Raw genomic sequence first — 20,206 nt, forward strand, 5'->3', positions numbered from 1 at the left:
CCCTGCGGGTTTTGTTACCCTTTCTGCGGTCGCATGCCTACGGAGCCGAGCAGGCACCTCTTACGGGCATGGATTGCCGACCCGCTGGTGCAGGTCGTCGACCGCTTTCTGCATCTCCTCCGTCCACGCGAACTCGGCCGCGTTAAGCGCGGTTTCCAGCTGCGGAATGCTGGTCGCGCCGATGATGCTGGAGGTGACGAAGGGCCGGCTGAGCACGAAGGCGCTGGCAAACAGCGCCGGCTCCACGCCGAAGGAATCTGCCAGTTCGCTGTAGGCGAGGATCGCCTCGGCGGCATACGGCGTCTGGTAGCGCTGGCTGCGGTTGAACAGCGTCGTGCGGGCTCGTTCGGGCCGCGCCCCGTGATTGTATTTTCCGGTCAGGAACCCTTGCCCCAGCGGCGAATAGGCGAGCAGGCTGACATTCTCGCGGTCGGCGACTTCGGCGAGGTTCACCTCGAAGGTTCGGTTGACCAGATTGTAGGAATTCTGCACCGAGGCGACGCGCGGAACGCCGCTCTTCTCCGCCTCGAACAGGAAACGCATGATGCCCCACGCGCTTTCGTTCGAGACGCCGAGATGGCGGATTTTCCCTGCTTTCACCAGATCGTCGAAGACGCCGAGCGTCTCGGCGATCGGCGTCTCGTCCTCGTCGCGCGGCGCCGGCCAGTCGCCGACGCGGGTCGGATTGGCGCCCCACGGCACGCGCCGTTCCGGGAAATGGATCTGGTAGAGGTCGACATAATCGGTCTGCAGGCGAGCCAGCGACTTGTCGATCGCATCGAAAATATCGGCGCGCACCAGCTTCGAGGGGCGTCCGCCGCGGAGCCATTCCATCGGCGTGCGCCCCGCGACCTTCGTCGCCAGCACGATCTTGTCGCGATTGCCGCGCGCCTTCAGCCAGTTGCCGATGATGCGCTCGGTGCTGCCCTGGATCTCGGCTTTCGGCGGTATCGAATAAAGTTCGGCGGTGTCGAGGAAATTCACCCCGCGCGCCACGGCGAAATCCATCTGTGCGTGGCCTTCGGCCTCGGTGTTCTGCTGTCCCCAGGTCATGGTGCCGAGGCAAACGCTGGAAACAAGCACATCGGTGCGGCCAAGGCGGCGCTTCTGCATATCGGGTCGTCTCCGGAAGAGTGGGCTGGCGGGAGGAACGGATGAGGTCCGCCCGGCACAATATCCCGGATGGACGGGAATCCCAAGTGTCGGCAGCATCGCCTTCCGAAATTCGCCATACGCGGCTCGCGAGGCGTGCGTTCAGCAGATCGGAACCGAGAACTCAAGATCTACAGGCGCGTTTCGCGGTTTCCGCTTGGACGATCAGCGTCATCTCGCTCCCGTCGCCCGCCGCGACGCCTCGTCGATCAGCATGTTGGCAACCTGCATGCGCAGCATGGCGCGTTCGCGCAGATGCGGCGCGACGCGGTCGGGATGGTTGGCGAAGGCGAAACGGCGGCGGATGCGGTGGAAATCTTCGGCGCGAGCCTTTTCGAGGCCGAGTTCGATCGCGATGGCCTCCGGCTCGGTCGCCAGCGGCACATCGGGCTCCAGGACGACAGCCGGCTCATAGGCAAGCCCGTCACCCGCGGCCTCGCGATATTGCGCCTCGACGGCGTCGTCCGAGACCCGAATGCGGCCGGAGTGCAGTTCCTCGGCAACGGAGAGATAGTCGAAGGGGATGGTCGGCGCAGCAACGGGAGACCCGGCCTGACCGCTCGCGGCGATCAGGTCGTCGAGAAGGGATGCAAAATCCCGGTTCGCCAGTTCTCCCATGACAGCCTCCTCCGCCGTCAATTCCTGGAGCGCCAATTCGATCCGGACACTATCGGCGGAGCGTTAAGATTCTGCCGGAACCATCGGCCGGAATTGAGACAATTGTGATGCAATCCGTTCATCGCGCAGGGCTGCCATGCGCGATGCTGCACTGCACAATCGTCACGAATCGCCTATATGCTGATGGTGGGAGGACAAACGAAGGAGCCTGACCGTGGCTTTCTTTACGGAACTCTTCTCCCGACCGCGTCCGCGCGACATCGGCCGCATCCGCGCCGCGATGGCGATCGTCGAATTGCTGAGCGAGACCGGCCGCACCGACACCGACGTGCGGCCCGCCGATTTCCCGCGCCTGCCGCGCAGGATCGCCGCGGGCCTGTGACGCGCCTTGCACAAGGCAAGCCGGCTCAGCCGGCACGCTTTGCGACGCTCATGCCGTCAGAAAATCGATCTTTCCGAGCGGCACGCCGTTGTGTCGCAGGATGTTGTAGGCGGTCGTCACGTGGAAATAGAAATTCGGCATCGCAAAGTTCTGCAGATATTCGATGCCGGTGAATGACAGGTCGCGCGTCCGCCCCTTGATCAGGATCGCGACGTCCTCGCTGCCGTCGATCTCGGCCGGCTCGAACGTGGCCAGAAGGTCGAGCGTGCGCACGATGCGGTCCTGCAATTCCGCAAAAGTCGTCTCATTGTCGTCGAAGCGCACGATTTCGCGTGTCGCCAGCCGCGACGGCGCGCCCTTCGCATGGTCTGTGGCGATCTGCACCTGCGAGGTCAGCTTCAGCATGTCGGGCGCCAGCCGGTCGTTCAGGAACACCGCGGGGTCGATCTTGCGTTCCACGGCATTGGCATCGGCCTTCTTCAAAACATTCGACAGGCTCTTCAGCCGCGTCTGGAACACAGGCACGCTCGCCTGATACATCGACATCGCCATAGGATTTCCTCCGTTTCGGCCGCTTCGGCCTAGCCTGCTGAGATAGGGGCTTCCGGGCGCCGCTTGCAAGCGTCATCGCCACGCCGCAATCAGCCGCAATCAATCGTGATTCTTCGTTTCGATCCTGGGAGATTCGCGATGCGGACCGCATTTTTGACGACGGCCTTCTCGCTTTTTGCGTGTACCGTCAGTCTCGCCCAGACGGAGCCACCACCCTATCTCGACGACCGCTCCGATGCGGCGGCCATCGTCAAATCCTTCTACAACGCCATCAGCCGGCAGGAATATGCCCGCGCCTGGGACTATTTCGGCGACCAGAAGCCGTCCAAGGATTTTCAAAGCTTCGTCAAGGGCTACGAGAACACCCAGTCGATTCAGATCGTCAACGGCGAACCGGGCGCGGAAGGAGCGGCCGGCAGCACCTTCTATTCGCTGCCCGTCGCTTTCCTGGCGACCAACAAGGACAATAGCGAGCAGGTCTTTTCCGGCTGCTACACGGTGCGCCAGGTCAATCCGCAGATCCAGGAGCCGCCTTTCCACGGACTGAGCATCGAGAAAGCGCAGCTCAAAGCATCCGAACAGCCCTTCGAGGAAAAGCTGCCGGAGAAATGCGGAGACGGGCCGGCGCCCGAACCCCGGGACGCGGTGCTTGAGCAGGCAAAGAAAGCGTTCGCCGCCCTGCATGCCGGCCAATGCGAATCGATCACGCCGGATGGCGTCAGCCCCAACCCTGAAACCTACACAATCGCGTTCCGCCGGGCTTCCAGTTCGGAAGACGAGCCGGAAAGCCACGCCCGTCTCTTCCGCTTCTATTGCGGCATGGGCGCCTATAACGAGAGCCACGTCTATTATCTCTACGACGAGGTGGAGGGCCTGCGCGAGCAGCAATTCGCCGCTCCGGAACTCGACATCCGCTATGTCGACGACAATTCCGACGGCAAGGTCGAGAGCATGACCATTATCGGCTACACGGTCGACGACGAACTCATCAATTCCTTCTATGACGAGGCGACCAAGTCGATCACCTCGCACGCAAAATGGCGGGGCGTCGGCGACGCCTCTTCGTCAGGCACATGGATATTCCGGGACGGCACGTTCACACTCGTGAAGTACGATGTCGACCCCTCCTATGACGGGGAGATCAACCCGGAGACGGTGCTGGATTTTCATACCGGGCCGTAAGCGGTCGTTATAGTCGGATTGTCCGACCCGACGAGGTTTCGAAGCTCACTCAGGGGCCGGCGGAAATCATCCAGTTCAGCGTCTGCCGCCAATCAGTCATGCGGATCGGCGTACCATGCGAACCGGTCTCGAAGCGCACGAAGCGCGTCGGATAGCCCTTTGATTTCGATCGGATGGAGCGGAAGAACGCCTCCTGCGTCTCGACCGGAAAAACCGTATCCTTGCTGCCCTGGCCGAAGAACACCGGCACCTTGCGCTTGAAGGCCGGGCTGGCGAGAAAGCCGTCATCCCAATGCGAGCCGAGCAGCAGCAGGCCGGAGAGGCGGGGTGCAATGGCGGGATCCTTGGCAAGCAACCAGCACAGCCCGCCGCCCATCGATCCGCAGGCGACGAAGATTTTTGCCGACGGCGACTGCTCCGCGTAGTGGGCGATAAGGGCTGCAACCTGTCCCGCCCCCTTCTCGCCGAAATCGGGGAAGTCGGGCGATAGATAGAGCCCGCCATTGCCGGCCATCAGGTTCTTGATGCGATTGAAATTTCCGCCGAAAGTAAAATCGTCGACACCCTGCTTGCGGCTGCCGCCCTGGCCGTGCAGGTAAAGCGTGATGAAGCGCGCGTTCTCCGTCGTGCCTACCGCCACGTGCCTGATATCGCCGAGGTCGGAGCGCAGAACCAGATCCTTCTGTACCTTGCGCACGCCGGTCGAGACATATTTGCCCTTGACCCGCCGCTCCGGGACCTCGTCACGCGCGTCGATGTCACGCGCCTCCTGATAGTCGACCACCTCATAGGCGCCGCCATCGCCGGTGGAGAGAATCGCAGGATAGGCGAAAAGCTCGTCCTTAAAGGGTTTTAGGGATTGGGCGGAGGCTGGAGCGACCAAGAGGACCGCAAGCATCAGGCCTAGGCCTGCGGCAAACCCGGCATTCCTTCGCACCCCCCTCTGTCCTGCCGGACATCTCCCCCGCAAGGGGGGAGATTGGCAACTCCGCTCTCCGCGCACATTCTGCAACGTTGGCGATGGGCGAAGCCAAAGCGGCCGGCGAATCTCCCCCCTTGAGGGGGAGATGTCCGGCAGGACAGAGGGGGGTGGGAAGGAGCGCCAACCGATAAAGGACATGTGGCGACTTGTAGCGTCAGGAAAGTCCGCCGTCATCCCGTGTAGAAAGTCGATGATCTGACCGCCACGCAACAATGGAATGTAGCCAACTCAATCCTGCAAGACGCCGCCGGCCTCGGCCATCGCCTCTGCGGTGTCGACATCGACGCAAGCCCCCTGCCCGATCTCCACGTCTATCACCCCGGCCGACCCGGATTCGATGACATGCCGGGCGCCGACATCACCTTCCAGTTTCAGCACGTCCGCGAACACAGATCGCGGCAGGATGACCGGATTGCCGCGCTTTCCGTCGTGCGAGGCGCGCACCACCTGCTGGCCGCCGGAAGCGACGAAGCTTGCAACAAGCCTGTCCAGGTCGCGCGCCGAAACCTCCGGCATGTCGCCGAGTACGATCAGAGTGCCGGCCGTATTCGGCGGCAGGCTGGCGATACCGGTCCTGAGCGAGCTTGCCAGCCCGCTGGCGAAATCGGGATTGTTGGCAAAACGCACGTCGAGGCCATCGAGCGCGGCGCGGATGCGTTCCGCCTGATGACCGGTGACGACCGCGACGGACCGCGCCTTGCTCGCCAGCGCTGCGGCAACGACCCGGCGGATCAATGGCTCGCCGCCGAAGCGCGCAAGCAGCTTGTTCGGTCCGCCCATGCGGGTCGAACGGCCGGCGGCCAGCACCACCGCATGCACCGCATCGCCGTTGGGGCGGCGTGCCTCGCGCGGCTGCGGGCGCGTCGGAATTTCCATCAGCAGCCCGCCGACGCCCATGCCGGCGATGTCCCGCGCGGTGACGTCCAGCCCGGCCAGCAGGCGGTCGAGCACCCAATCAAAACCGTTCTCCTTGGGACTGCGGGCGCAGCCCGGCGCGCCGATCACCGTCTTGCCACCGATGCGCCCCAGCACAATCAGATTGCCGGGGTCGACCGGCATACCGGCGCGGACGACTTCGCCACCCGCCGCACGAATCGCCGCCGGGATCACGTCGTCGAAATCGCACATGGCCGACGCGCCGAAGACGATGGCCATGTCGCTGCCTACAAGCACCTGCGCGATGGCCGTTGCCACATCCTTCGCATCATGCGGCACCCGCTTTTCACCGGCGACCACGCTGCCGGAGCGTTCCAACCGGTCCTCGGTGATGCGCGTCGTCTTGGCGACCACGCTGTCCTTCAGGCCGGGGAGCATGGTGTGGACCAGCCCGACCTTCAGTGCGGCGAAGGGGTGAACCTCGAAAAGCGGCCGACTTCTCAGGATCGCGCAGGCTTCATCCACCAGATGCGCGGCAATCGCGAACGGGATGATCTTCACCGTCGCGACCATCTGGCCGCGTTCGACCGCGGCCTTGTCGGCCAGCGTGGCGATGGTGATCGCCGGGTCGACGGCGTTGATGGCGTCGACCGTCGCGGCGTCGACGGTGAATACACCGGCCGCCGCCGCGTGCAGATTGACGCGCCCTGTCGAGGCTGGTTTCACGTCGACATTGCGCAACTGGATCGCGGCGGCGATGCGTGTCGCGGCGACATCCTCGTCGAGATCGCCGGCCTCCAGCACGGCGGCGATGACCTGCTCCACGCCGGCTGCGCCGAGCAGCGCGATGTCGTCAGCGGAAATGCGATGCGCCTTGGGAAACCGCCTTTCCCCGGCATGCACCGCATGCGCAAGCAGCGCTCCTTCCGCTTCGGCAATCTCTATCGGCCCGAACCTCACGCCACCCTGCCCTTCTCGACGCTGCCCAGCCCGCGCGACCGGAACACCTGGATCACCTGTGCCAGAATGGCGACCGCGATCTCCTGCGGGCTGACGGCGCCGATATCGAGGCCGATCGGCGCGTGGATGCGCGCGATCTGCTCGCCGCTAGCGCCGGCTTCCAGAAGGCGTTGCACACGGGCGGCATGCGTCTTGCGGCTGCCGAGCGCCCCGACATAGAAGCAGCCGGCGTCGAGCGCTGCCTTCAGTGCGAAATCGTCGATCTTCGGATCATGGGTGATCGCGCAAAGCGCCGTGTAGGCGTCCAACGGACGCGACTGCAGCACCGGCTCCGGCCATTCGGCATGCAGCGGCACGTGGGGAAAGCGCTCGGCAGTGGCAAAGGCGGTCCGCGGGTCGACGATCTCCATGTCGAAGCCGGCGACCTTGGCCATCGGCGCCAGCGCCTGGCTGATATGCACAGCGCCAACCACCACGAGGCGGGGACGAGGCAGCGCGACATTGAGGAAGTAGCCGACGCCGTCGACATCGACAGAAGTCGAAATCCCTGTGCGAAAGGCCTTCCTGACAGCCTCGCCAAGCTCGCCCGTAACCACATCGCCTTCCCGGACGATGCGGTCGGTATCGCTCTTCAACTCAGTCAACAGGATCGCCGCGCGGCGCGCCCGGCGTTCGGCATTAAGGGCCTTCAGCGACAGCAGATCCATCGCTCAGCCCAGTTTCTCGACATAGACTTTGATGCGGCCACCGCAGGACAGGCCGACCCGCCAGGCGGTCTCGTCGGCGACGCCGAACTCCAGCATGCGCGCCTTGCCGTCACCGAGCACGTCCATCGCCTCGGTCACCACCGCACCCTCAACGCAGCCGCCGGAGACCGAGCCGTGAAAATTGCCGTCGGCGTCGATCACCAGATGGCTGCCGACGGGGCGCGGCGCCGAGCCCCAGGTCTCGATGACCGTGGCGATGGCAACGTCGCGACCGCTATCCATCCACTCCTCCGCGATCGCCAGGGGATCGCGGCTTTCGTCAAGCGTCGTCAGGGACATGTTTTCTCTCCTCGTTTCCCGGTCAGGCCGCACGCCGCTCAGGCGTCGCTAGGAACCGGCGTGGATCGACGCCGCCCCGGGGGTGTTTTCCCAAGGAGGCGCAAAGATCGGCAAGCGCGTTCAGATTATGCACCGGCCGGAATTCATCGACATGCGGCAGCATGGCCCGTACGCCGCGAGCGCGCGCCTCGAAACCGTCGAAGCGTAGCAGCGGATTCATCCAGATCAGCCGCCGGCAGGACTTTTGCAGCCGCTCCATCTCAGCTTCCAGTTCGCCAACATCGTCGCGCTCCAGCCCGTCGGTGATCAGCAGCACCACGGCGCCCTGCCCCAGCACGCGCCGCGACCATTTCCGATTGAACTCGTGCAACGTGTCGCCGATGCGCGTGCCGCCCGACCAGTCCTTCACCGCCGCCGAGCAATCGGCGAGCGCCGCATCGGGATCGCGGTGACGCATCTGCCGGGTCAGGTTGGTCAGCCGCGTGCCGAAGACAAAGGCATGCACGCGCCGCCGCTTCTCGGTCAGCGCATGCAGGAAATGCAGAAAGATTCGGGTGTACTGGCTCATCGAACCGGAAATGTCTGCCAGCACCACCAGCGGCGGATGGATTTCGCGCTGCGAGCGGAATTTCGGTAGGATCAGCTCGCCGCCGGTGCGCGCCGACGACCGCATCATGGCGCGCGGATCGATCTTGCGGCCGCGCGGATCGGCCTTGAAGCGGCGGGTGGAGACCATGTCGAAGGGCAACCGCAGCGCTTGGATCTCGCGCCGTGCCTCGCCGAGTTCGGCGACCGTCATCTGCGCGAAATCCTTTCCGCGCAGCACCTCACTGCCGGAAACGGTGAAGCGGGCGTCGACCTCGATCTCGGGAATCTCGCGCGGCGGTTGCCGGTTCTGCTGGCCTTCGAACATCGCCTGGCTGACCCGGCTCTCGGCAGCACGCTGCTTCTGCTTCTCGCGCTGGTCGAGCGCAACGGGCGAAAACATCGCCAGCAGTTTTTCGATCAACTCGCGCGACTTCCAGAACAGGCGGAACGCCTCGTCGAACACCGCATGGTCCTCGTGGCGCATCACCAGCACGGCATGCAGCGTCCAGTAGAAATCGTCGCGGCTGCCGATGCCGGCGGCCAGCACTGCCTCGATCGCATCCTTGACCGAGGCGGGTCCGACCCGCATTCCGGCCTTGCGCAGGGCGCGCGCGAAATAGACGATGTTGTCGGCAAGCCGGCCGTCGACGGAAGCGACTTTCCGGTCGGAGCGGAAAGTGTCCATCCTTCTACTCCGCCGCCGCGAGCTCCGCCTTGACCTCTTTGAGGAGGCGGCGGCCTTCGCCCTGCTCGATGCGTGCGATGTCGTCCTGATATTTCAGCAATACGCCGATCGTGTCCGACACCGTTTCCGGATCGAGCGCAACCTTGTCGAGCTCGGTGAGCGCGCCGGCCCAGTCGATCGTCTCGGCCACGCCGGGAACCTTGAACAGTTCGATCTCGCGCAATTTCTGCACGAATTTCACCACCTCGGCGGAAAGCCGGCGGTTCGCCTGCGGCACTTTCCGCGACACGATGTCCAGTTCGCGGGTGGCGTTGGGATAGTCGACCCAATGATAAAGGCAGCGCCGCTTCAGCGCGTCGTGGATTTCGCGGGTGCGGTTGGTGGTGATGATGACGATCGGCGGCTCTTCCGCCTTGATCGTGCCGAGTTCCGGCACGGTGACCTGGAAATCGGAGAGGATTTCGAGCAGAAAAGCTTCGAACGCCTCGTCGGTACGGTCGAGTTCGTCGATCAGGAAGACGGGCGCGGCGCCGGCCCTGCCTTCCAGCGCCTGAAGTACCGGCCGGCGGATCAAATATTTCTCGGAAAAGACGTTGCGCTCCATTGCGCCGCGATCGACCTTCCCTTCCGCCTCTTCCATGCGGATCTCGATCATCTGCGCGGCGTAGTTCCACTCGTAGACCGCGGACGAAACGTCCAGCCCCTCGTAGCATTGGAGCCGGATCAGCGGCCGTCCGAGCGCTGTCGCCAGAACCTTGGCGATCTCGGTCTTGCCGACGCCGGCTTCGCCTTCGAGGAACAGCGGCCGTTTCATGCGCAGCGCCAGGAACAGAACCGTCGCCAGCGCCCGGTCGGCCACGTAGTCAGCGCCTGACAGAAGCTCAAGTGTCGCGTCGATCGACTGCGGCAGCGGAATGGATTTTGCGTCGGTCATGAGGTCTCCACGCGCCTACAGCACCCGATAGCGCCGGTCGTGGTAAAGCAGTGGTTCAAGGCTATCGCCGATGCGAACGCCTGTCACCTTGCCAAAAAGAATACGATGGGTCGCCATGTCCTTGGATTCGAACAATTCGCAGTCGAACACCGCCATAGCGTCGACCAGCGCCGGAGCGCCCGAGGCGATCGTATTCCATTGTCCCAGAGCGAAGCGCTCCTCGACCGGCAGGCCGGTGACGCCGGAAAACGCCACGGCCAGCGCCTCATGCGCCGGCGTCAGCGTGTTCAGCGCGAAACGCCCGTTCTTCACGAACGCCTCGTTCTTCGCGTTCTCGCGGTTTATGCAGACCAGGATCATCGGCGGCGCGTCGGAGACCGAGCAGGCGGCGATCACGGTGGCGCCGCGCAGGCCCGCCTCGCCATCCGTGGTGACCACATGCACGGCGCCTGCGAAACGCGCCATCGCGTCGCGGTAGGTCTGCGGCTCGACGTCGCTTTTCTTGAGCACCCGGCATTCCCGATCTGGAGGACTGACCGCTATATATGGGGATACACGGCGCGCCACAAGAAACCGCTGATCTGGCCATCCGAAATCGCCTGTTGCGCCAGCGGGATGACGCCGTTACGAGTTTGCCCGGACGCGCGCCGCATTGATGCGCGCAAATCGGCTTCGAAAGGACGGCACGCGGGCATGCAGTTCGCCAAGGCAGCGACCGCGCTTCTGGCCCTGTCGCTAACCGTGTTTCCGGCGCGCGCGCAGGCGCTCAAGGTGGGCGTGGCCGCGCCGCTCAGCGGCCCCTCGGAACTGCTCGGCCGGCAAGTGCTGAACGGCGCACGGGCGGCCGCCGGCGATACGGTTCTCGAGGTCGCGGACGATGCCTGCACCGCCGAAGGCGGTGCCGCCGCCGCCCGGCGATTCGTCGATGCCGAGGTGAAAATCGTCGTCGGCTTCCTCTGCACCGAGTCGGTCGAGGCGGCACTGCCGATCCTGAAGGACGCCGGCATTCCGACCATCACGCCGGGCGTGCGCACCGACAGCCTGACTGACCGCCGCGAAAAAACCGGGTGGCTAATCTATCGGCTTGCGCCCCGCGCCGACGCCGAGGAGAACGCCATCGGCACGCTGCTCGTCACGCAGTGGCGCGACAGCCTGTTCGCGATGGTCGATGACGGGACCATCTATGGCCGCGACCTTGCCGAGAATTTTCGCGCGAGCGCCGCAAGCCGGGGGCTGAAGCCGGTCTTCGTCGACACCTATCGCCCGCAGATGGAGAACCAGATCGGCCTGGCCGGCAGGCTGCGCAAGGCGGGCGCGACCAACGTCTTCGTAGGCGGCGACCGCGACGACATCGCCATCATGACCCGCGATGCAGCGGGGCTCGGCGCACAACTGACCTTTGCCGGCGGCGAAACCTTGCGCTCCGCCTCCAACGGCGTGCCGCTGGGCGTCGGAACGCTGATGGTCGGCCCGCCGGAATGGGCAGAGATCGCCGATCCGGCGGCACTACAGACACTCGCCGAGCGCCACATTGTGCCGGAAGGCTATGTCCTGCCTGCCTATGCGGCGATGCAGGTGGCAATCGCCGCTGCGAGCACCAACCAGGACTTGGCTGCACTGACGCTCGGCGGTCCTTATGCTACGGCGCTGGGGGATATCCGCTTCGATCCGAAGGGCGACCTCGCGACAAGCCCGTTTCGGATTTTCCGCTATGACGGCGCGCGGTTCGTCCCACTGGAGAGCCAATGAGTTTTCGCGCCGGCCCCAAAAACCTGATCACCGACGTCGCCGGCCTGCGGGTCGGCAATGCATCCGACGCACGGCTCAAATCCGGCACGACGGTCGTCGTCTGCGACGAACCGGCAGTGGCTGGCGTGCAGGTTCTGGGCGGCGCGCCGGGAACGCGCGAGACCGACCTGCTGGAGCCGCACAATTCGGTGCAGACGATCAACGCCATCGTGCTTTCCGGCGGATCGGCCTTCGGGCTCGATGCCGCCTCCGGCGTGCAGTCGGCGCTGCGCGAGCAAGGCATCGGCTTCGAGGTGCGCGGCCTGCACATACCGATTGTGCCCGCCGCGATCCTCTTCGACCTGACCAATGGCGGCGACAAGGACTGGGGCCGCCACCCGCCCTACCGCGAACTCGGCTATGAGGCGGTCCACGCGGCATCCGCCGACTTCTCCATCGGCACAGCCGGCGCAGGAACCGGTGCGCTGACCTTCGGGCTGAAGGGCGGACTCGGCTCCGCCTCGACCGTCATGCCGGACGGCACGGTGCTCGGCGCGCTTGTCGCCGTCAACGCCACGGGATCGGTGACGGTCGGCGGGTCACGCCATTTCTGGGCCGCGCCGTTCGAGATCGGCGACGAGTTCGGCGGGCTCGGCTACCCCTCCCCGCTGCCGGCCGACGCCAGCGACATCCGACTGAAATTCCGCGACCAAGGCGCCAATACGACCATCGCGGTCATCGCCACCGACGCGGTGCTGACCAAGGCTCAGGCGAAGTGGTTGGCAATGGCCGCGCATGACGGATTTGCGCGCGCCATATGGCCGGCGCATACTCCGGTCGACGGTGATCTTATCTTTTCGCTTGCGACCGGTCGCAGCGGCGCGGCACCGGCGCCGGATGCCGCGATTGATCTCTATGCGGCGGCCGGCGCAACCATGGCCCGCGCCATTGCGCGCGGCATATACGCGGCGACGCCAGCCGAAGGCGATCTGTTCCCGGTCTGGTTGGCGCGGTGAACGCCCCGGCGATCTTGCCCTGCTCGATCGAAAGTGATGGCAGACCGATCCATCACAAGACGTTAAGACCTCTTGGCGATAGAGTGCTTCTTGCGACCGCACCCTTTTTCATGGAACGCCGATGCGACCGCTGCTCCTTGCCAGTCTTCTTGCCCTGACGGCGCTTGCCGCGCCCGCAAGCGGCATTGCCGGCGATGCGGCCGAACTCAACATGCTGGGTTTCAGCGCCGATGGCGGCATTTTTGCCTTCGAGGAATACGGCATCCAGGACGGCTCGGGATTTCCCTACGCCAACCGCTATTACATCGACACCGCGAAGGACGCCTTCGTTCCCGGCTCGCCGATCCGCATCCAGCCGCAGAGCGAAGACCCGTCCGTCGAGACCGTCCGCGCCGAGGCGCGCAAGAAGGGCGAGGCGATCGTCGCCGACGCCGAGCTGGCAAAACATCCGGGCTACACGGCGGCGATCAGTCCGATTTCCGAACTGTCCGCCGATCCATTCCGCGTCGTCGCCAATTCCAGTCCGCTCCATCCGCTGCCGAGCGACCCGATGGAATTCCGGCTGAAGGAACTGGAAGGCATCAAGCCGGGCGTCACTTGCGAGGAATGGCAGGAAATCAAGGGCTTCCGGCTCCTCAAGGTCGACACGCATCCCGGCGGCACGACTAAAATCCTGCATGAGGACAAGCAGATTCCGTCAAGCCGGGGCTGCCCGCTCGGCTACCGCATCGGTGCGGTCAAATCCTATTTTCCGGATGGCGGGCCGCCGATCGCGGTGATCATTCTCGCGGTTCGCTCCTTCGGCTTCGAAGGTCCGGACTATCGCTGGCTTGCCGTTTCCACCACGGTCGGAGACTGAGTGGGCGTGTCGGTCACACCCGTCATCACCGAGGCCGAGCGGCCAAGGAGCGGCCTTGCCGCCCGGTTGAGGCCGGCCTTGCCGACGTGGCGGGTGGCAGCGCTGGGCGCCCTATTCTGGGCGGCGGCGATGTCGGCAAGTGCGGCGATCAACCTTCTCGGCGATGGGTGGGAAACGCCCGCCAAGATCGTCGAGGTCGCAATTGTCTTCGCGGCAGGTGCGGCGGTGGCATTCCCGCTCGGTTATGCAGCGTCCACGATCGTGGCGGGCAACGGGGGGTGGGAGACGCGGCTCGCGGCGGCGTTCTTGTGTTTCACCGTCATGACCGTCGGCGTCACCGGCGTGTTCTACGCCCTCGATTACCGCCAGTATTATGCGAACTGGCATGCCGAGGCCTTTTCCTGGGTCTGGATGCACCAGTTCGCCTTCACCGTTGCCGGCGCACTCGTCCAGTTCGCCGTCACCGGGGTGCGGTTCTATTTTCCCCTCGGTTTCGCAGCACTCGCCGCCGTGTCGATCTGGTTTGCGCGCCGCGCGCGTTGAGAAGCGCGCCTGCCTCTGTTAGGAGGCGGCAAGCATTTACGAAATCAGGACGCAACGATGATCCCTCGCTATTCGCGGCCGGAAATGGTCGCCATCTGGTCGCCGGAAACGCGTTTCCGCATCTGGTTCGAGATCGAGGCGCATGCCTGCGACGCGCTGGCCGAGATTGGCGTCATCCCCAGGGAAGCCGCCAGGACGATCTGGGAGAAGGGCGGCGCGGCGACTTTCGACGTGGCCCGCATCGACGAGATCGAGCGCGTGACTAAGCATGACGTCATCGCTTTTCTGACCCATCTTGCTGAATTCGTTGGGCCTGATGCGCGTTTCATCCACCAGGGCATGACCTCGTCCGACGTCCTCGACACCTGTCTGGCCGTGCAGCTTGCGCGCGCCAGCGATATTCTCCTGGCCGACATCGACGCCCTGCTGGCAGCGCTGAAGCGCCGCGCCTTCGAGCACAAGGACACCGTCACCATCGGCCGCAGCCATGGCATCCATGCCGAGCCGACCACGTTCGGCGTAAAACTGGCGCAGGCCTATGCGGAATTCTCGCGGTGTCGCGAGCGGCTGGTCAATGCCCGTGCGGAAATCGCCACCTGCGCGATTTCCGGGGCGGTCGGCACCTTCGCCAACATCGATCCGCGCGTCGAAGAGCATGTCGCGGCAAAGCTTGGGCTGAAGCCGGAGCCGGTGTCGACGCAGGTGATTCCGCGCGACCGGCATGCGATGTTCTTCGCGACGCTGGGCGTGATTGCTTCCTCCGTCGAACGGCTGGCGATCGAGATCAGGCACCTGCAGCGGACTGAAGTGCTTGAAGCGGAAGAGTATTTTTCGCCAGGCCAGAAGGGCTCGTCGGCCATGCCGCACAAGCGCAACCCGGTGCTGACCGAAAACCTGACCGGCCTTGCCCGCATGGTGAGGGCCTTCGCGCTGCCGGCGATGGAGGACGTGGCGCTCTGGCATGAGCGTGACATTTCACATTCGTCGGTCGAACGGATGATCGGACCGGACGCCACGGTGACGCTGGATTTCGCGCTGGCGCGGCTGACCGGCGTCATCGACAAATTGTTAGTCTATCCCAATAACATGCTGAAGAACTTGAATAAATTCAGCGGGCTCGTACATTCGCAGCGCGTGCTGCTGGCACTGACCCAGGCCGGTGTGAGCAGGGAGGACTCCTACCGCCTCGTGCAGAGAAACGCCATGAAAGTGTGGGAGCAAGGGGCTGATTTCCTTGAGGAACTTCTGGGTGACGAGGAGGTGCGCGCAGCTTTGTCCGAAGAGGAAATCCGCGAAAAATTCGACCTCGGCTATCACACCGCCCATGTCGACACGATCTTCAAACGTGTATTTGGAGAGGCCGCCAAGTGATTGACGCGAAAGGCGATTTCGACTTTCTCGCCATTCCCGGGCGGGGCAATTGCGGGCCGGACCACTGGATGTCGCACTGGTGCCAAGCCTTCCCGAATTCGAGCCGGGTTCTCCAGGCCGAATGGGAAAAACCCGACCCGAAGGACTGGATCGCCAGGGTCGATGCGGCGGTCGCCCAGGCGCCTCGAAAGGTCGTGCTGCTGGCGCATTCGCTGGCGGTGGCGACGACGGTGAAGTGGGCGGCGCAAGCCGGCCAGGACCGGCTCGACAAGGTTGCGGCCGTGCTGCTCGTCGCGCCGACCAACGTCGCCGACCCGGATCCATCCTTCGACACCGTACGTGCCTTCGCGCCGATGCCTTTGAAACCATTGCCATTTCCGGCCCTGGTCGTGGCAAGCCGCAGCGATCCGCGCGTGACCTTCGAAAAGGCGACGGAGTTCGCAGCGGCCTGGGGCGCGGACCTCGCGGACGCCGGCGATCTCGGCCATATGGGCAATGAAGCGAGGCTCGGGATATGGCCGAACGGGCTGCTTCTCCTTGGCCGGCTTCTGCAGCAGGCACGGCTCTAGCGGCCGTCCGGAACCTCTCCCGGTGCTGCCGCGTTGCAGGCGCAGGCAAATCTGCCAGAGAGGTTTTGGATGGAACGGGTCGTTTCCCACGGGGCCAGCAGGGTCGGCTGGTTCGCTATCGGTGCGCTGACAGCAGCCATGGCGGTAGCACTTTTTCTCTATGCGGACGGATACTTCGACGCAAAAGCTGATGTCGAATCGAGGCACTCGACGGGAGCGATCATCGAAGGCCAGTAGATGATCATTTTCCCAAAGGCGGGCAGAGTCGGTTCATCCGCCAAAACCGCTGTGAAGTCCGGAAGTTTCAGCGATACCAATTACTTGCTGCGTACGCCACGCGATTCTTCCGTAGTGGGCTTCACGCGGACACCGAAAAAGGGGCTTCGACGCTCTTTTTCGACAACTTCAGCATCGTTGGAGGGGCGTTTCGACGCGCCGGCTTTCACAATCCGGAGAAGCCTTGCCGCTTCGCAGGATCACCTTTTTCAGGCTGCGGCGGGAACGATACGGATGACGTTGCCCCACGGGTCCTCGTGGACGGATTCCGCCGTCGCATCCTTCGAGCGGAATTCGACGAAGGACAGTCCTGTCCGGTCGGCGTCGCGTTCCTTTGCGCCGGCGCTCTGCCAGGCGTTGGCGCCGACGTGGTGGTGGTAGCCGCCGGTCGACAGGAACACCGCGCTGCCGCCGAAATTCAGCATCGTGTCGAAGCCCAGTTCGCGGTTCCACCACTGCTCGGCCTCGGCCGCGTTGCCGACGCGCAGATGGACGTGGCCGACCATGCTGCCGGCCGGCGCTCCGGTCCATTCGGACTGGCCGTGCCGCAATTCGTCAAGCAGGTTTTCGACATCGAGCGGCAGCGTCGCCATCTTCACCGACTTGCCTTCGAAATCCCATGTGTCGCGCGCCCGGTCGGCATAGATCTCGATGCCGTTGCCTTCGGGGTCGGTGAGGTAGATCGCCTCGCTGACCAGATGGTCTGACGCACCCGTCACCGGGATGCGCCGGTCTATGGCGCGGCGGGTCCAGCGGGCGAGGTCGGGGCGCGACGGCAGCAGGAAGGCGGTGTGGTAAAGGCCGGCGGAGCGGGGGTCGTCGGGGCGCGCCGCCTTGAACTCCTCGATTTCCAGCAGCGGCAAGCCACCGGCGCCGAGTACGATCGCGCCGGGCCGGCGCGACACCTCTTCGAGGCCGACCGCATCCTTGTAGTAGCCGTTGAGCCCGTTCACGTCGCGCGCCTTGATGCCCACCGTCGTAACGCTCACCGGCGCGTCTGCGGCAAAGGGAAGTTTTGTCATCATCGTCTCCGCCCGGGAAAAACCGGTCACCGCATCGAGAGCCAGAAGGCCGGCCGCTCCGGAAAAACTGCGTCTCGATATCCGCATTCGGTCCTCGTGTCTTCGGCCAGTTGCCGGCTTCAACATCGGGTCCCCCGTGCGCGCGCGCAAGACTGCAAAGCGCGAACACGGTGTTCACCGTTTCAATGCGATCCGGCGAGGATCGATACGGAATGGATTGACAATGCGGCACCCCCCGAAGATCGCGCATCGACATTGCAAGCGGCGCTTCGCATCGCTAAATCCGCGTCATGAAAGTCAAGGACACCGACATACTGATCGTCCCCGGATACACCAATTCCGGGCCTGAGCACTGGCAGACGCGCTGGGAGGCGAAACTCTCGACGGCGCGCCGCGTCGAGCAGGCCGAATGGTCGAAACCCGTGCGCGAGGACTGGACGCAGACGCTGGCAAACGCCGTGAACGCGGCCGAGCGGCCGGTGGTCATCGTCGCCCATTCGCTCGGCGTAGCGACGGTGATCCAGGCGATCCCGATGTTTCAGCGGCCGGTGGCAGGGGCCTTCCTGGTCGCGCCGCCGGATGTCGCCAACCCGTCGATCCGGCCGAAACATTTGATGACCTTCGGACCGTATCCGCGCGATCCGCTTCCCTTCCCGTCGATCGTGGCGGGCAGCAGCAACGATCCGTTCTGCGCGCTCGACGTGGCCGAGGACATCGCCGCCGCATGGGGTTCCGTCTTCGTGCACGCCGGCGAGGCCGGCCACATCAACGCCGAATCGGGCTACGGCCCATGGCCGGAAGGCAGCATGGCCTTCGCCAATTTCATGACCCGGCTGGAGGGATAGGCGCAGATGGGCAAGACGGTTCTCGTCGTCGGCGCCGGCATCGTCGGGGCTTCGGTCGCCTGGCATCTGGCCAAGGCCGGCTGCAAGGTGACCGTGGTTGATACCGGCGACGGCGGCGGGCTGGCGACGCGCCACTCCTTCGCCTGGATCAACGCCAACTGGGGCAATCCGGAATTCTATTTCCATTTTCGCAGACGCTCGATGGCCGGGTGGCGGCGGCTGGAACGCGAGGTTCCGGATGTGTCGGTGAACTGGTGCGGCGGCCTGACCTGGGACATCTCCGCCGAAGACTTCGATACGTTTGAAGCCGAGCATACGCGCTGGGGCTACGGCATGCGCCGCGTCGACAGCGCTGGCGCACAGCGCATCGAGCCCGGCCTGAAGACACCGCCGGACCGGGCGCTGTTCGTCGCCGAGGAAGGCATGGTCGAGCCGGTGGAGGCGGCACGCGCGATGCTCGCCGCAACGGCCGCGGCCGGCGGAACGCTGCTGACGGGAACCCGCATCGCCGCGCTGTCGGCGCGCGACGGCAAGGTGACCGGCGCGGTCACCGCCGACGGGGACACCATCCTCGCCGACGAGACCGTGATTGCCGCCGGCACCGCGACGCAAGGCATGCTCGAAACGATCGGCGTCCGCCTGGGGATGATCACGTCGCCGGGGCTGATCATGCATTCGACGGTGGCGTCGCAGCGGCTGCTGAACGGCATGGTGTTCGCCCCGCAATGCAATGTGCGCCAGACCCGCGAAGGCCGGCTGATTGCCGGCTCTGATTTCGCCGGCGCCGACCCGAAGGGCGAGGAGGACCGCATGGCGCGCGAACTGCTCGCCAGGATCAAGGCGCTGGTGCGCGGCGCAGAAGACCTCGATGTCGGCTTCGTCACGGTCGGCCACCGCCCTACCCCGGCCGATGGATTTCCGGCGATCGGCCGTCCACCAGGTGTCGAAGGGCTTTACGTCACTGTGATGCATTCGGGCGTGACGCTAGCGCCGATCGTCGGCGAGCTTGCGGCGCGCGAGATCGTGGAAGGTCTTCGCGACCCGGACCTGGCGCCATATGATCCGGGGCGGCCGGAGTTGGGATAAAGCGACGCAAGCTCGACTGTTTGCGCGGACGGTCTGAGCAATAGCCGCGGGCCTATCCGGCCTTGTTGATCGACTCCCTGACGGCGCCGAGTTGCAATTCGGCGCCGCGTGCGATCAACTGGCCTTCGCTGCCCGTCGCCAGCAGCCGGTAACCCATTTTGACGAACCGGCCGGCAATCGCCGCGTCGATGACGTAGATGCCGGCGTATTTTCCCGCCGCCCGCGCCCGGGCGGCGACGGAGGCCACCGTCTCCATCATGTCTTCCAGCGTGGCGTTCACCGTCTTGCCGCGGCTCCAGGCGATGGAGAAATCGGACGGGCCGAGGAAAACCGCGTCGATGCCTGGCACCGCCAGGATCTCGTCCAGCGCCTCCATCGCCTGCCGCGTCTCGATCATCGCGAAGGAGAGGGTGCGGCTGTTGCTCTGTTCCAGCCATTCCTGCTGCGTCGTCCCGCCATAGCGCGGCATGCCGAAGGTCGGCCCCCAGGAGCGCTCGCCGACCGGCGGGTATTTTGTGGCGGCGGCGAAGCGGCGCGCGTCTTCCACCGAATTGACCATCGGCGCGATGACGGCGTCGGCGCCGAAGTCCAGCGCCCGGCTCGCCATGTCGAAACGCCCGACGGGAATGCGCACCAGCACAGGCTTTTGCGCGCGCTTCACCGGCACGATGCAACGCAGCACGCTGTCCTCGTGATGGCCGCCATGCTGCATGTCGAGCGTCACGGCGTCGAAGGGCTGGGCGGCCATGATCTCGACGGTGAGCGCATCCGGAACGCCGGACCATGCGGTGACAACGACCTCGTCGGCGGCCAGCCGGTCTCTCAGCGACATTGCTCTCTCCATGAACAGTCGGCGCGGAGATTGACCCGGAAGCCGCCGAAAAGGCAAAGAAAAACCGCCCGTCAATCCGGGCGGTCGAATTGGTCCAGGCGA

General features: G+C 64.8%; 23 protein-coding genes. 11 read left to right on the forward strand and 12 right to left on the reverse strand.

Annotated elements, in window-relative coordinates; translation table 11 throughout:
• Positions 1 to 60: 60 nt before the first annotated feature.
• The gene (locus tag ACSBOB_RS18695; protein ID WP_442577599.1) at positions 61 to 1,113 is read right to left on the reverse strand and encodes an aldo/keto reductase; all 1,053 of its coding nucleotides are present in this window, start codon (positions 1,111 to 1,113) and stop codon (positions 61 to 63) included.
• A 210-nt stretch (positions 1,114 to 1,323) separates the two neighbouring features.
• The gene (locus ACSBOB_RS18700) at positions 1,324 to 1,770 is read right to left on the reverse strand and encodes a hypothetical protein (protein ID WP_442577600.1); all 447 of its coding nucleotides are present in this window, start codon (positions 1,768 to 1,770) and stop codon (positions 1,324 to 1,326) included.
• Between the two features lie 214 nt (positions 1,771 to 1,984).
• Between ACSBOB_RS18700 and ACSBOB_RS18705 the strand changes: the two genes are divergently transcribed.
• The gene (locus ACSBOB_RS18705) at positions 1,985 to 2,152 is read left to right on the forward strand and encodes a hypothetical protein (protein ID WP_442577601.1); all 168 of its coding nucleotides are present in this window, start codon (positions 1,985 to 1,987) and stop codon (positions 2,150 to 2,152) included.
• A gap of 48 nt (positions 2,153 to 2,200) precedes the next feature.
• Here ACSBOB_RS18705 and ACSBOB_RS18710 read toward each other — a convergent pair whose 3' ends face one another.
• The gene (locus ACSBOB_RS18710) at positions 2,201 to 2,704 is read right to left on the reverse strand and encodes a DUF1993 domain-containing protein (protein ID WP_442577602.1); all 504 of its coding nucleotides are present in this window, start codon (positions 2,702 to 2,704) and stop codon (positions 2,201 to 2,203) included.
• Between the two features lie 138 nt (positions 2,705 to 2,842).
• On the opposite strand from ACSBOB_RS18710, the gene ACSBOB_RS18715 reads away from it, so the two are divergent.
• Positions 2,843 to 3,886 carry a DUF1176 domain-containing protein gene (locus tag ACSBOB_RS18715; RefSeq protein WP_442577603.1) on the forward strand — a complete coding sequence of 348 codons (1,044 nt, stop codon included), beginning with the start codon at positions 2,843 to 2,845 and terminating at the stop codon, positions 3,884 to 3,886.
• 49 nt (positions 3,887 to 3,935) lie between these two features.
• Here the strand turns inward: ACSBOB_RS18715 and ACSBOB_RS18720 are convergent, their stop codons facing one another.
• The 7 genes from ACSBOB_RS18720 to ACSBOB_RS18750 form a co-directional block, all read right to left on the reverse strand.
• Positions 3,936 to 4,784 carry an alpha/beta hydrolase family protein gene (locus ACSBOB_RS18720; protein ID WP_442577604.1) on the reverse strand — a complete coding sequence of 283 codons (849 nt, stop codon included), beginning with the start codon at positions 4,782 to 4,784 and terminating at the stop codon, positions 3,936 to 3,938.
• A 312-nt stretch (positions 4,785 to 5,096) separates the two neighbouring features.
• Positions 5,097 to 6,704: an NTP transferase domain-containing protein gene (locus tag ACSBOB_RS18725; RefSeq protein WP_442577605.1), complete on the reverse strand. Its 1,608-nt coding sequence runs from the start codon at positions 6,702 to 6,704 to the stop codon at positions 5,097 to 5,099.
• On the reverse strand, positions 6,701 to 7,411 hold the full coding sequence (locus ACSBOB_RS18730) for an XdhC family protein (protein WP_442577606.1): 711 nt from the start codon (positions 7,409 to 7,411) through the stop codon (positions 6,701 to 6,703). Before ACSBOB_RS18730 ends, ACSBOB_RS18725 begins: the two co-directional genes overlap by 4 nt.
• 3 nt (positions 7,412 to 7,414) lie before the next feature.
• A complete protein-coding gene (locus ACSBOB_RS18735; protein ID WP_442577607.1) occupies positions 7,415 to 7,750 on the reverse strand; it encodes an XdhC family protein in 336 nt (111 codons plus the stop codon).
• A 22-nt stretch (positions 7,751 to 7,772) separates the two neighbouring features.
• A complete protein-coding gene (locus ACSBOB_RS18740) occupies positions 7,773 to 9,023 on the reverse strand; it encodes a vWA domain-containing protein (protein WP_442577608.1) in 1,251 nt (416 codons plus the stop codon).
• 4 nt (positions 9,024 to 9,027) lie between these two features.
• Positions 9,028 to 9,957, reverse strand: a complete 930-nt coding sequence (locus tag ACSBOB_RS18745; RefSeq protein WP_442577609.1) for an AAA family ATPase — start codon at positions 9,955 to 9,957, stop codon at positions 9,028 to 9,030.
• Positions 9,958 to 9,972: 15 nt separating this feature from the next.
• Positions 9,973 to 10,467, reverse strand: a complete 495-nt coding sequence (locus ACSBOB_RS18750; RefSeq protein WP_442577610.1) for a flavin reductase — start codon at positions 10,465 to 10,467, stop codon at positions 9,973 to 9,975.
• A gap of 183 nt (positions 10,468 to 10,650) precedes the next feature.
• On the opposite strand from ACSBOB_RS18750, the gene ACSBOB_RS18755 reads away from it, so the two are divergent.
• The 7 genes from ACSBOB_RS18755 (at position 10,651) to ACSBOB_RS18785 (ending at position 16,280) form a co-directional block, all read left to right on the forward strand.
• A complete protein-coding gene (locus tag ACSBOB_RS18755) occupies positions 10,651 to 11,706 on the forward strand; it encodes a branched-chain amino acid ABC transporter substrate-binding protein (protein ID WP_442577611.1) in 1,056 nt (351 codons plus the stop codon).
• Positions 11,703 to 12,701, forward strand: coding sequence for a P1 family peptidase (locus ACSBOB_RS18760; RefSeq protein ID WP_442577612.1), 999 nt, complete (start codon positions 11,703 to 11,705; stop codon positions 12,699 to 12,701). The genes ACSBOB_RS18755 and ACSBOB_RS18760 overlap by 4 nt, the downstream gene beginning before the upstream one ends.
• A 121-nt stretch (positions 12,702 to 12,822) precedes the next feature.
• A complete protein-coding gene (locus ACSBOB_RS18765) occupies positions 12,823 to 13,560 on the forward strand; it encodes a DUF2259 domain-containing protein (RefSeq protein WP_442577613.1) in 738 nt (245 codons plus the stop codon).
• Positions 13,561 to 13,566: 6 nt separating this feature from the next.
• Entirely contained in the window at positions 13,567 to 14,103 is a 537-nt protein-coding gene (locus ACSBOB_RS18770) for a hypothetical protein (RefSeq protein WP_442577614.1), read from the forward strand.
• A gap of 57 nt (positions 14,104 to 14,160) precedes the next feature.
• Positions 14,161 to 15,474, forward strand: coding sequence for an adenylosuccinate lyase (purB, locus tag ACSBOB_RS18775; protein ID WP_442577615.1), 1,314 nt, complete (start codon positions 14,161 to 14,163; stop codon positions 15,472 to 15,474).
• Positions 15,471 to 16,043 carry an RBBP9/YdeN family alpha/beta hydrolase gene (locus ACSBOB_RS18780; RefSeq protein WP_442577616.1) on the forward strand — a complete coding sequence of 191 codons (573 nt, stop codon included), beginning with the start codon at positions 15,471 to 15,473 and terminating at the stop codon, positions 16,041 to 16,043. The genes purB and ACSBOB_RS18780 overlap by 4 nt, the downstream gene beginning before the upstream one ends.
• Positions 16,044 to 16,112: 69 nt before the next feature.
• Positions 16,113 to 16,280, forward strand: coding sequence for a hypothetical protein (locus tag ACSBOB_RS18785; protein WP_442577617.1), 168 nt, complete (start codon positions 16,113 to 16,115; stop codon positions 16,278 to 16,280).
• 248 nt (positions 16,281 to 16,528) lie between these two features.
• Here the strand turns inward: ACSBOB_RS18785 and ACSBOB_RS18790 are convergent, their stop codons facing one another.
• Positions 16,529 to 17,428: a VOC family protein gene (locus tag ACSBOB_RS18790; RefSeq protein ID WP_442577618.1), complete on the reverse strand. Its 900-nt coding sequence runs from the start codon at positions 17,426 to 17,428 to the stop codon at positions 16,529 to 16,531.
• A gap of 203 nt (positions 17,429 to 17,631) precedes the next feature.
• Between ACSBOB_RS18790 and ACSBOB_RS18795 the strand changes: the two genes are divergently transcribed.
• On the forward strand, positions 17,632 to 18,186 hold the full coding sequence (locus tag ACSBOB_RS18795; RefSeq protein WP_442577619.1) for an RBBP9/YdeN family alpha/beta hydrolase: 555 nt from the start codon (positions 17,632 to 17,634) through the stop codon (positions 18,184 to 18,186).
• Positions 18,187 to 18,192: 6 nt separating this feature from the next.
• Entirely contained in the window at positions 18,193 to 19,272 is a 1,080-nt protein-coding gene (locus tag ACSBOB_RS18800) for an NAD(P)/FAD-dependent oxidoreductase (RefSeq protein WP_442577620.1), read from the forward strand.
• Positions 19,273 to 19,324: 52 nt separating this feature from the next.
• On the opposite strand, the gene ACSBOB_RS18805 is transcribed toward ACSBOB_RS18800, so the two are convergent.
• Positions 19,325 to 20,104: an HpcH/HpaI aldolase family protein gene (locus ACSBOB_RS18805; RefSeq protein ID WP_442577621.1), complete on the reverse strand. Its 780-nt coding sequence runs from the start codon at positions 20,102 to 20,104 to the stop codon at positions 19,325 to 19,327.
• Positions 20,105 to 20,206: the final 102 nt, after the last annotated feature.

It is taken from the genome of Mesorhizobium sp. KACC 23794 (assembly GCF_052180275.1).
Taxonomy (GTDB): domain Bacteria; phylum Pseudomonadota; class Alphaproteobacteria; order Rhizobiales; family Rhizobiaceae; genus Kumtagia.

What these genes read in the sequence shown, in the direction of transcription:
- ACSBOB_RS18720 (WP_442577604.1), bottom strand. Translation starts at nt 4,784, where the DNA reads ATGCTTGCGGTCCTCTTGGTCGCTCCAGCCTCCGCCCAATCCCTAAAA.
- ACSBOB_RS18740 (WP_442577608.1), bottom strand. Translation starts at nt 9,023, where the DNA reads ATGGACACTTTCCGCTCCGACCGGAAAGTCGCTTCCGTCGACGGCCGG.
- ACSBOB_RS18755 (WP_442577611.1), top strand. Translation starts at nt 10,651, where the DNA reads ATGCAGTTCGCCAAGGCAGCGACCGCGCTTCTGGCCCTGTCGCTAACC.
- ACSBOB_RS18715 (WP_442577603.1), top strand. Translation starts at nt 2,843, where the DNA reads ATGCGGACCGCATTTTTGACGACGGCCTTCTCGCTTTTTGCGTGTACC.
- ACSBOB_RS18800 (WP_442577620.1), top strand. Translation starts at nt 18,193, where the DNA reads ATGGGCAAGACGGTTCTCGTCGTCGGCGCCGGCATCGTCGGGGCTTCG.
- ACSBOB_RS18700 (WP_442577600.1), bottom strand. Translation starts at nt 1,770, where the DNA reads ATGGGAGAACTGGCGAACCGGGATTTTGCATCCCTTCTCGACGACCTG.
- ACSBOB_RS18765 (WP_442577613.1), top strand. Translation starts at nt 12,823, where the DNA reads ATGCGACCGCTGCTCCTTGCCAGTCTTCTTGCCCTGACGGCGCTTGCC.
- ACSBOB_RS18735 (WP_442577607.1), bottom strand. Translation starts at nt 7,750, where the DNA reads ATGTCCCTGACGACGCTTGACGAAAGCCGCGATCCCCTGGCGATCGCG.
- ACSBOB_RS18790 (WP_442577618.1), bottom strand. Translation starts at nt 17,428, where the DNA reads ATGCGGATATCGAGACGCAGTTTTTCCGGAGCGGCCGGCCTTCTGGCT.
- purB (WP_442577615.1), top strand. Translation starts at nt 14,161, where the DNA reads ATGATCCCTCGCTATTCGCGGCCGGAAATGGTCGCCATCTGGTCGCCG.
- ACSBOB_RS18745 (WP_442577609.1), bottom strand. Translation starts at nt 9,957, where the DNA reads ATGACCGACGCAAAATCCATTCCGCTGCCGCAGTCGATCGACGCGACA.
- ACSBOB_RS18730 (WP_442577606.1), bottom strand. Translation starts at nt 7,411, where the DNA reads ATGGATCTGCTGTCGCTGAAGGCCCTTAATGCCGAACGCCGGGCGCGC.
- ACSBOB_RS18785 (WP_442577617.1), top strand. Translation starts at nt 16,113, where the DNA reads ATGGAACGGGTCGTTTCCCACGGGGCCAGCAGGGTCGGCTGGTTCGCT.
- ACSBOB_RS18795 (WP_442577619.1), top strand. Translation starts at nt 17,632, where the DNA reads ATGAAAGTCAAGGACACCGACATACTGATCGTCCCCGGATACACCAAT.
- ACSBOB_RS18710 (WP_442577602.1), bottom strand. Translation starts at nt 2,704, where the DNA reads ATGGCGATGTCGATGTATCAGGCGAGCGTGCCTGTGTTCCAGACGCGG.
- ACSBOB_RS18805 (WP_442577621.1), bottom strand. Translation starts at nt 20,104, where the DNA reads ATGTCGCTGAGAGACCGGCTGGCCGCCGACGAGGTCGTTGTCACCGCA.
- ACSBOB_RS18760 (WP_442577612.1), top strand. Translation starts at nt 11,703, where the DNA reads ATGAGTTTTCGCGCCGGCCCCAAAAACCTGATCACCGACGTCGCCGGC.
- ACSBOB_RS18695 (WP_442577599.1), bottom strand. Translation starts at nt 1,113, where the DNA reads ATGCAGAAGCGCCGCCTTGGCCGCACCGATGTGCTTGTTTCCAGCGTT.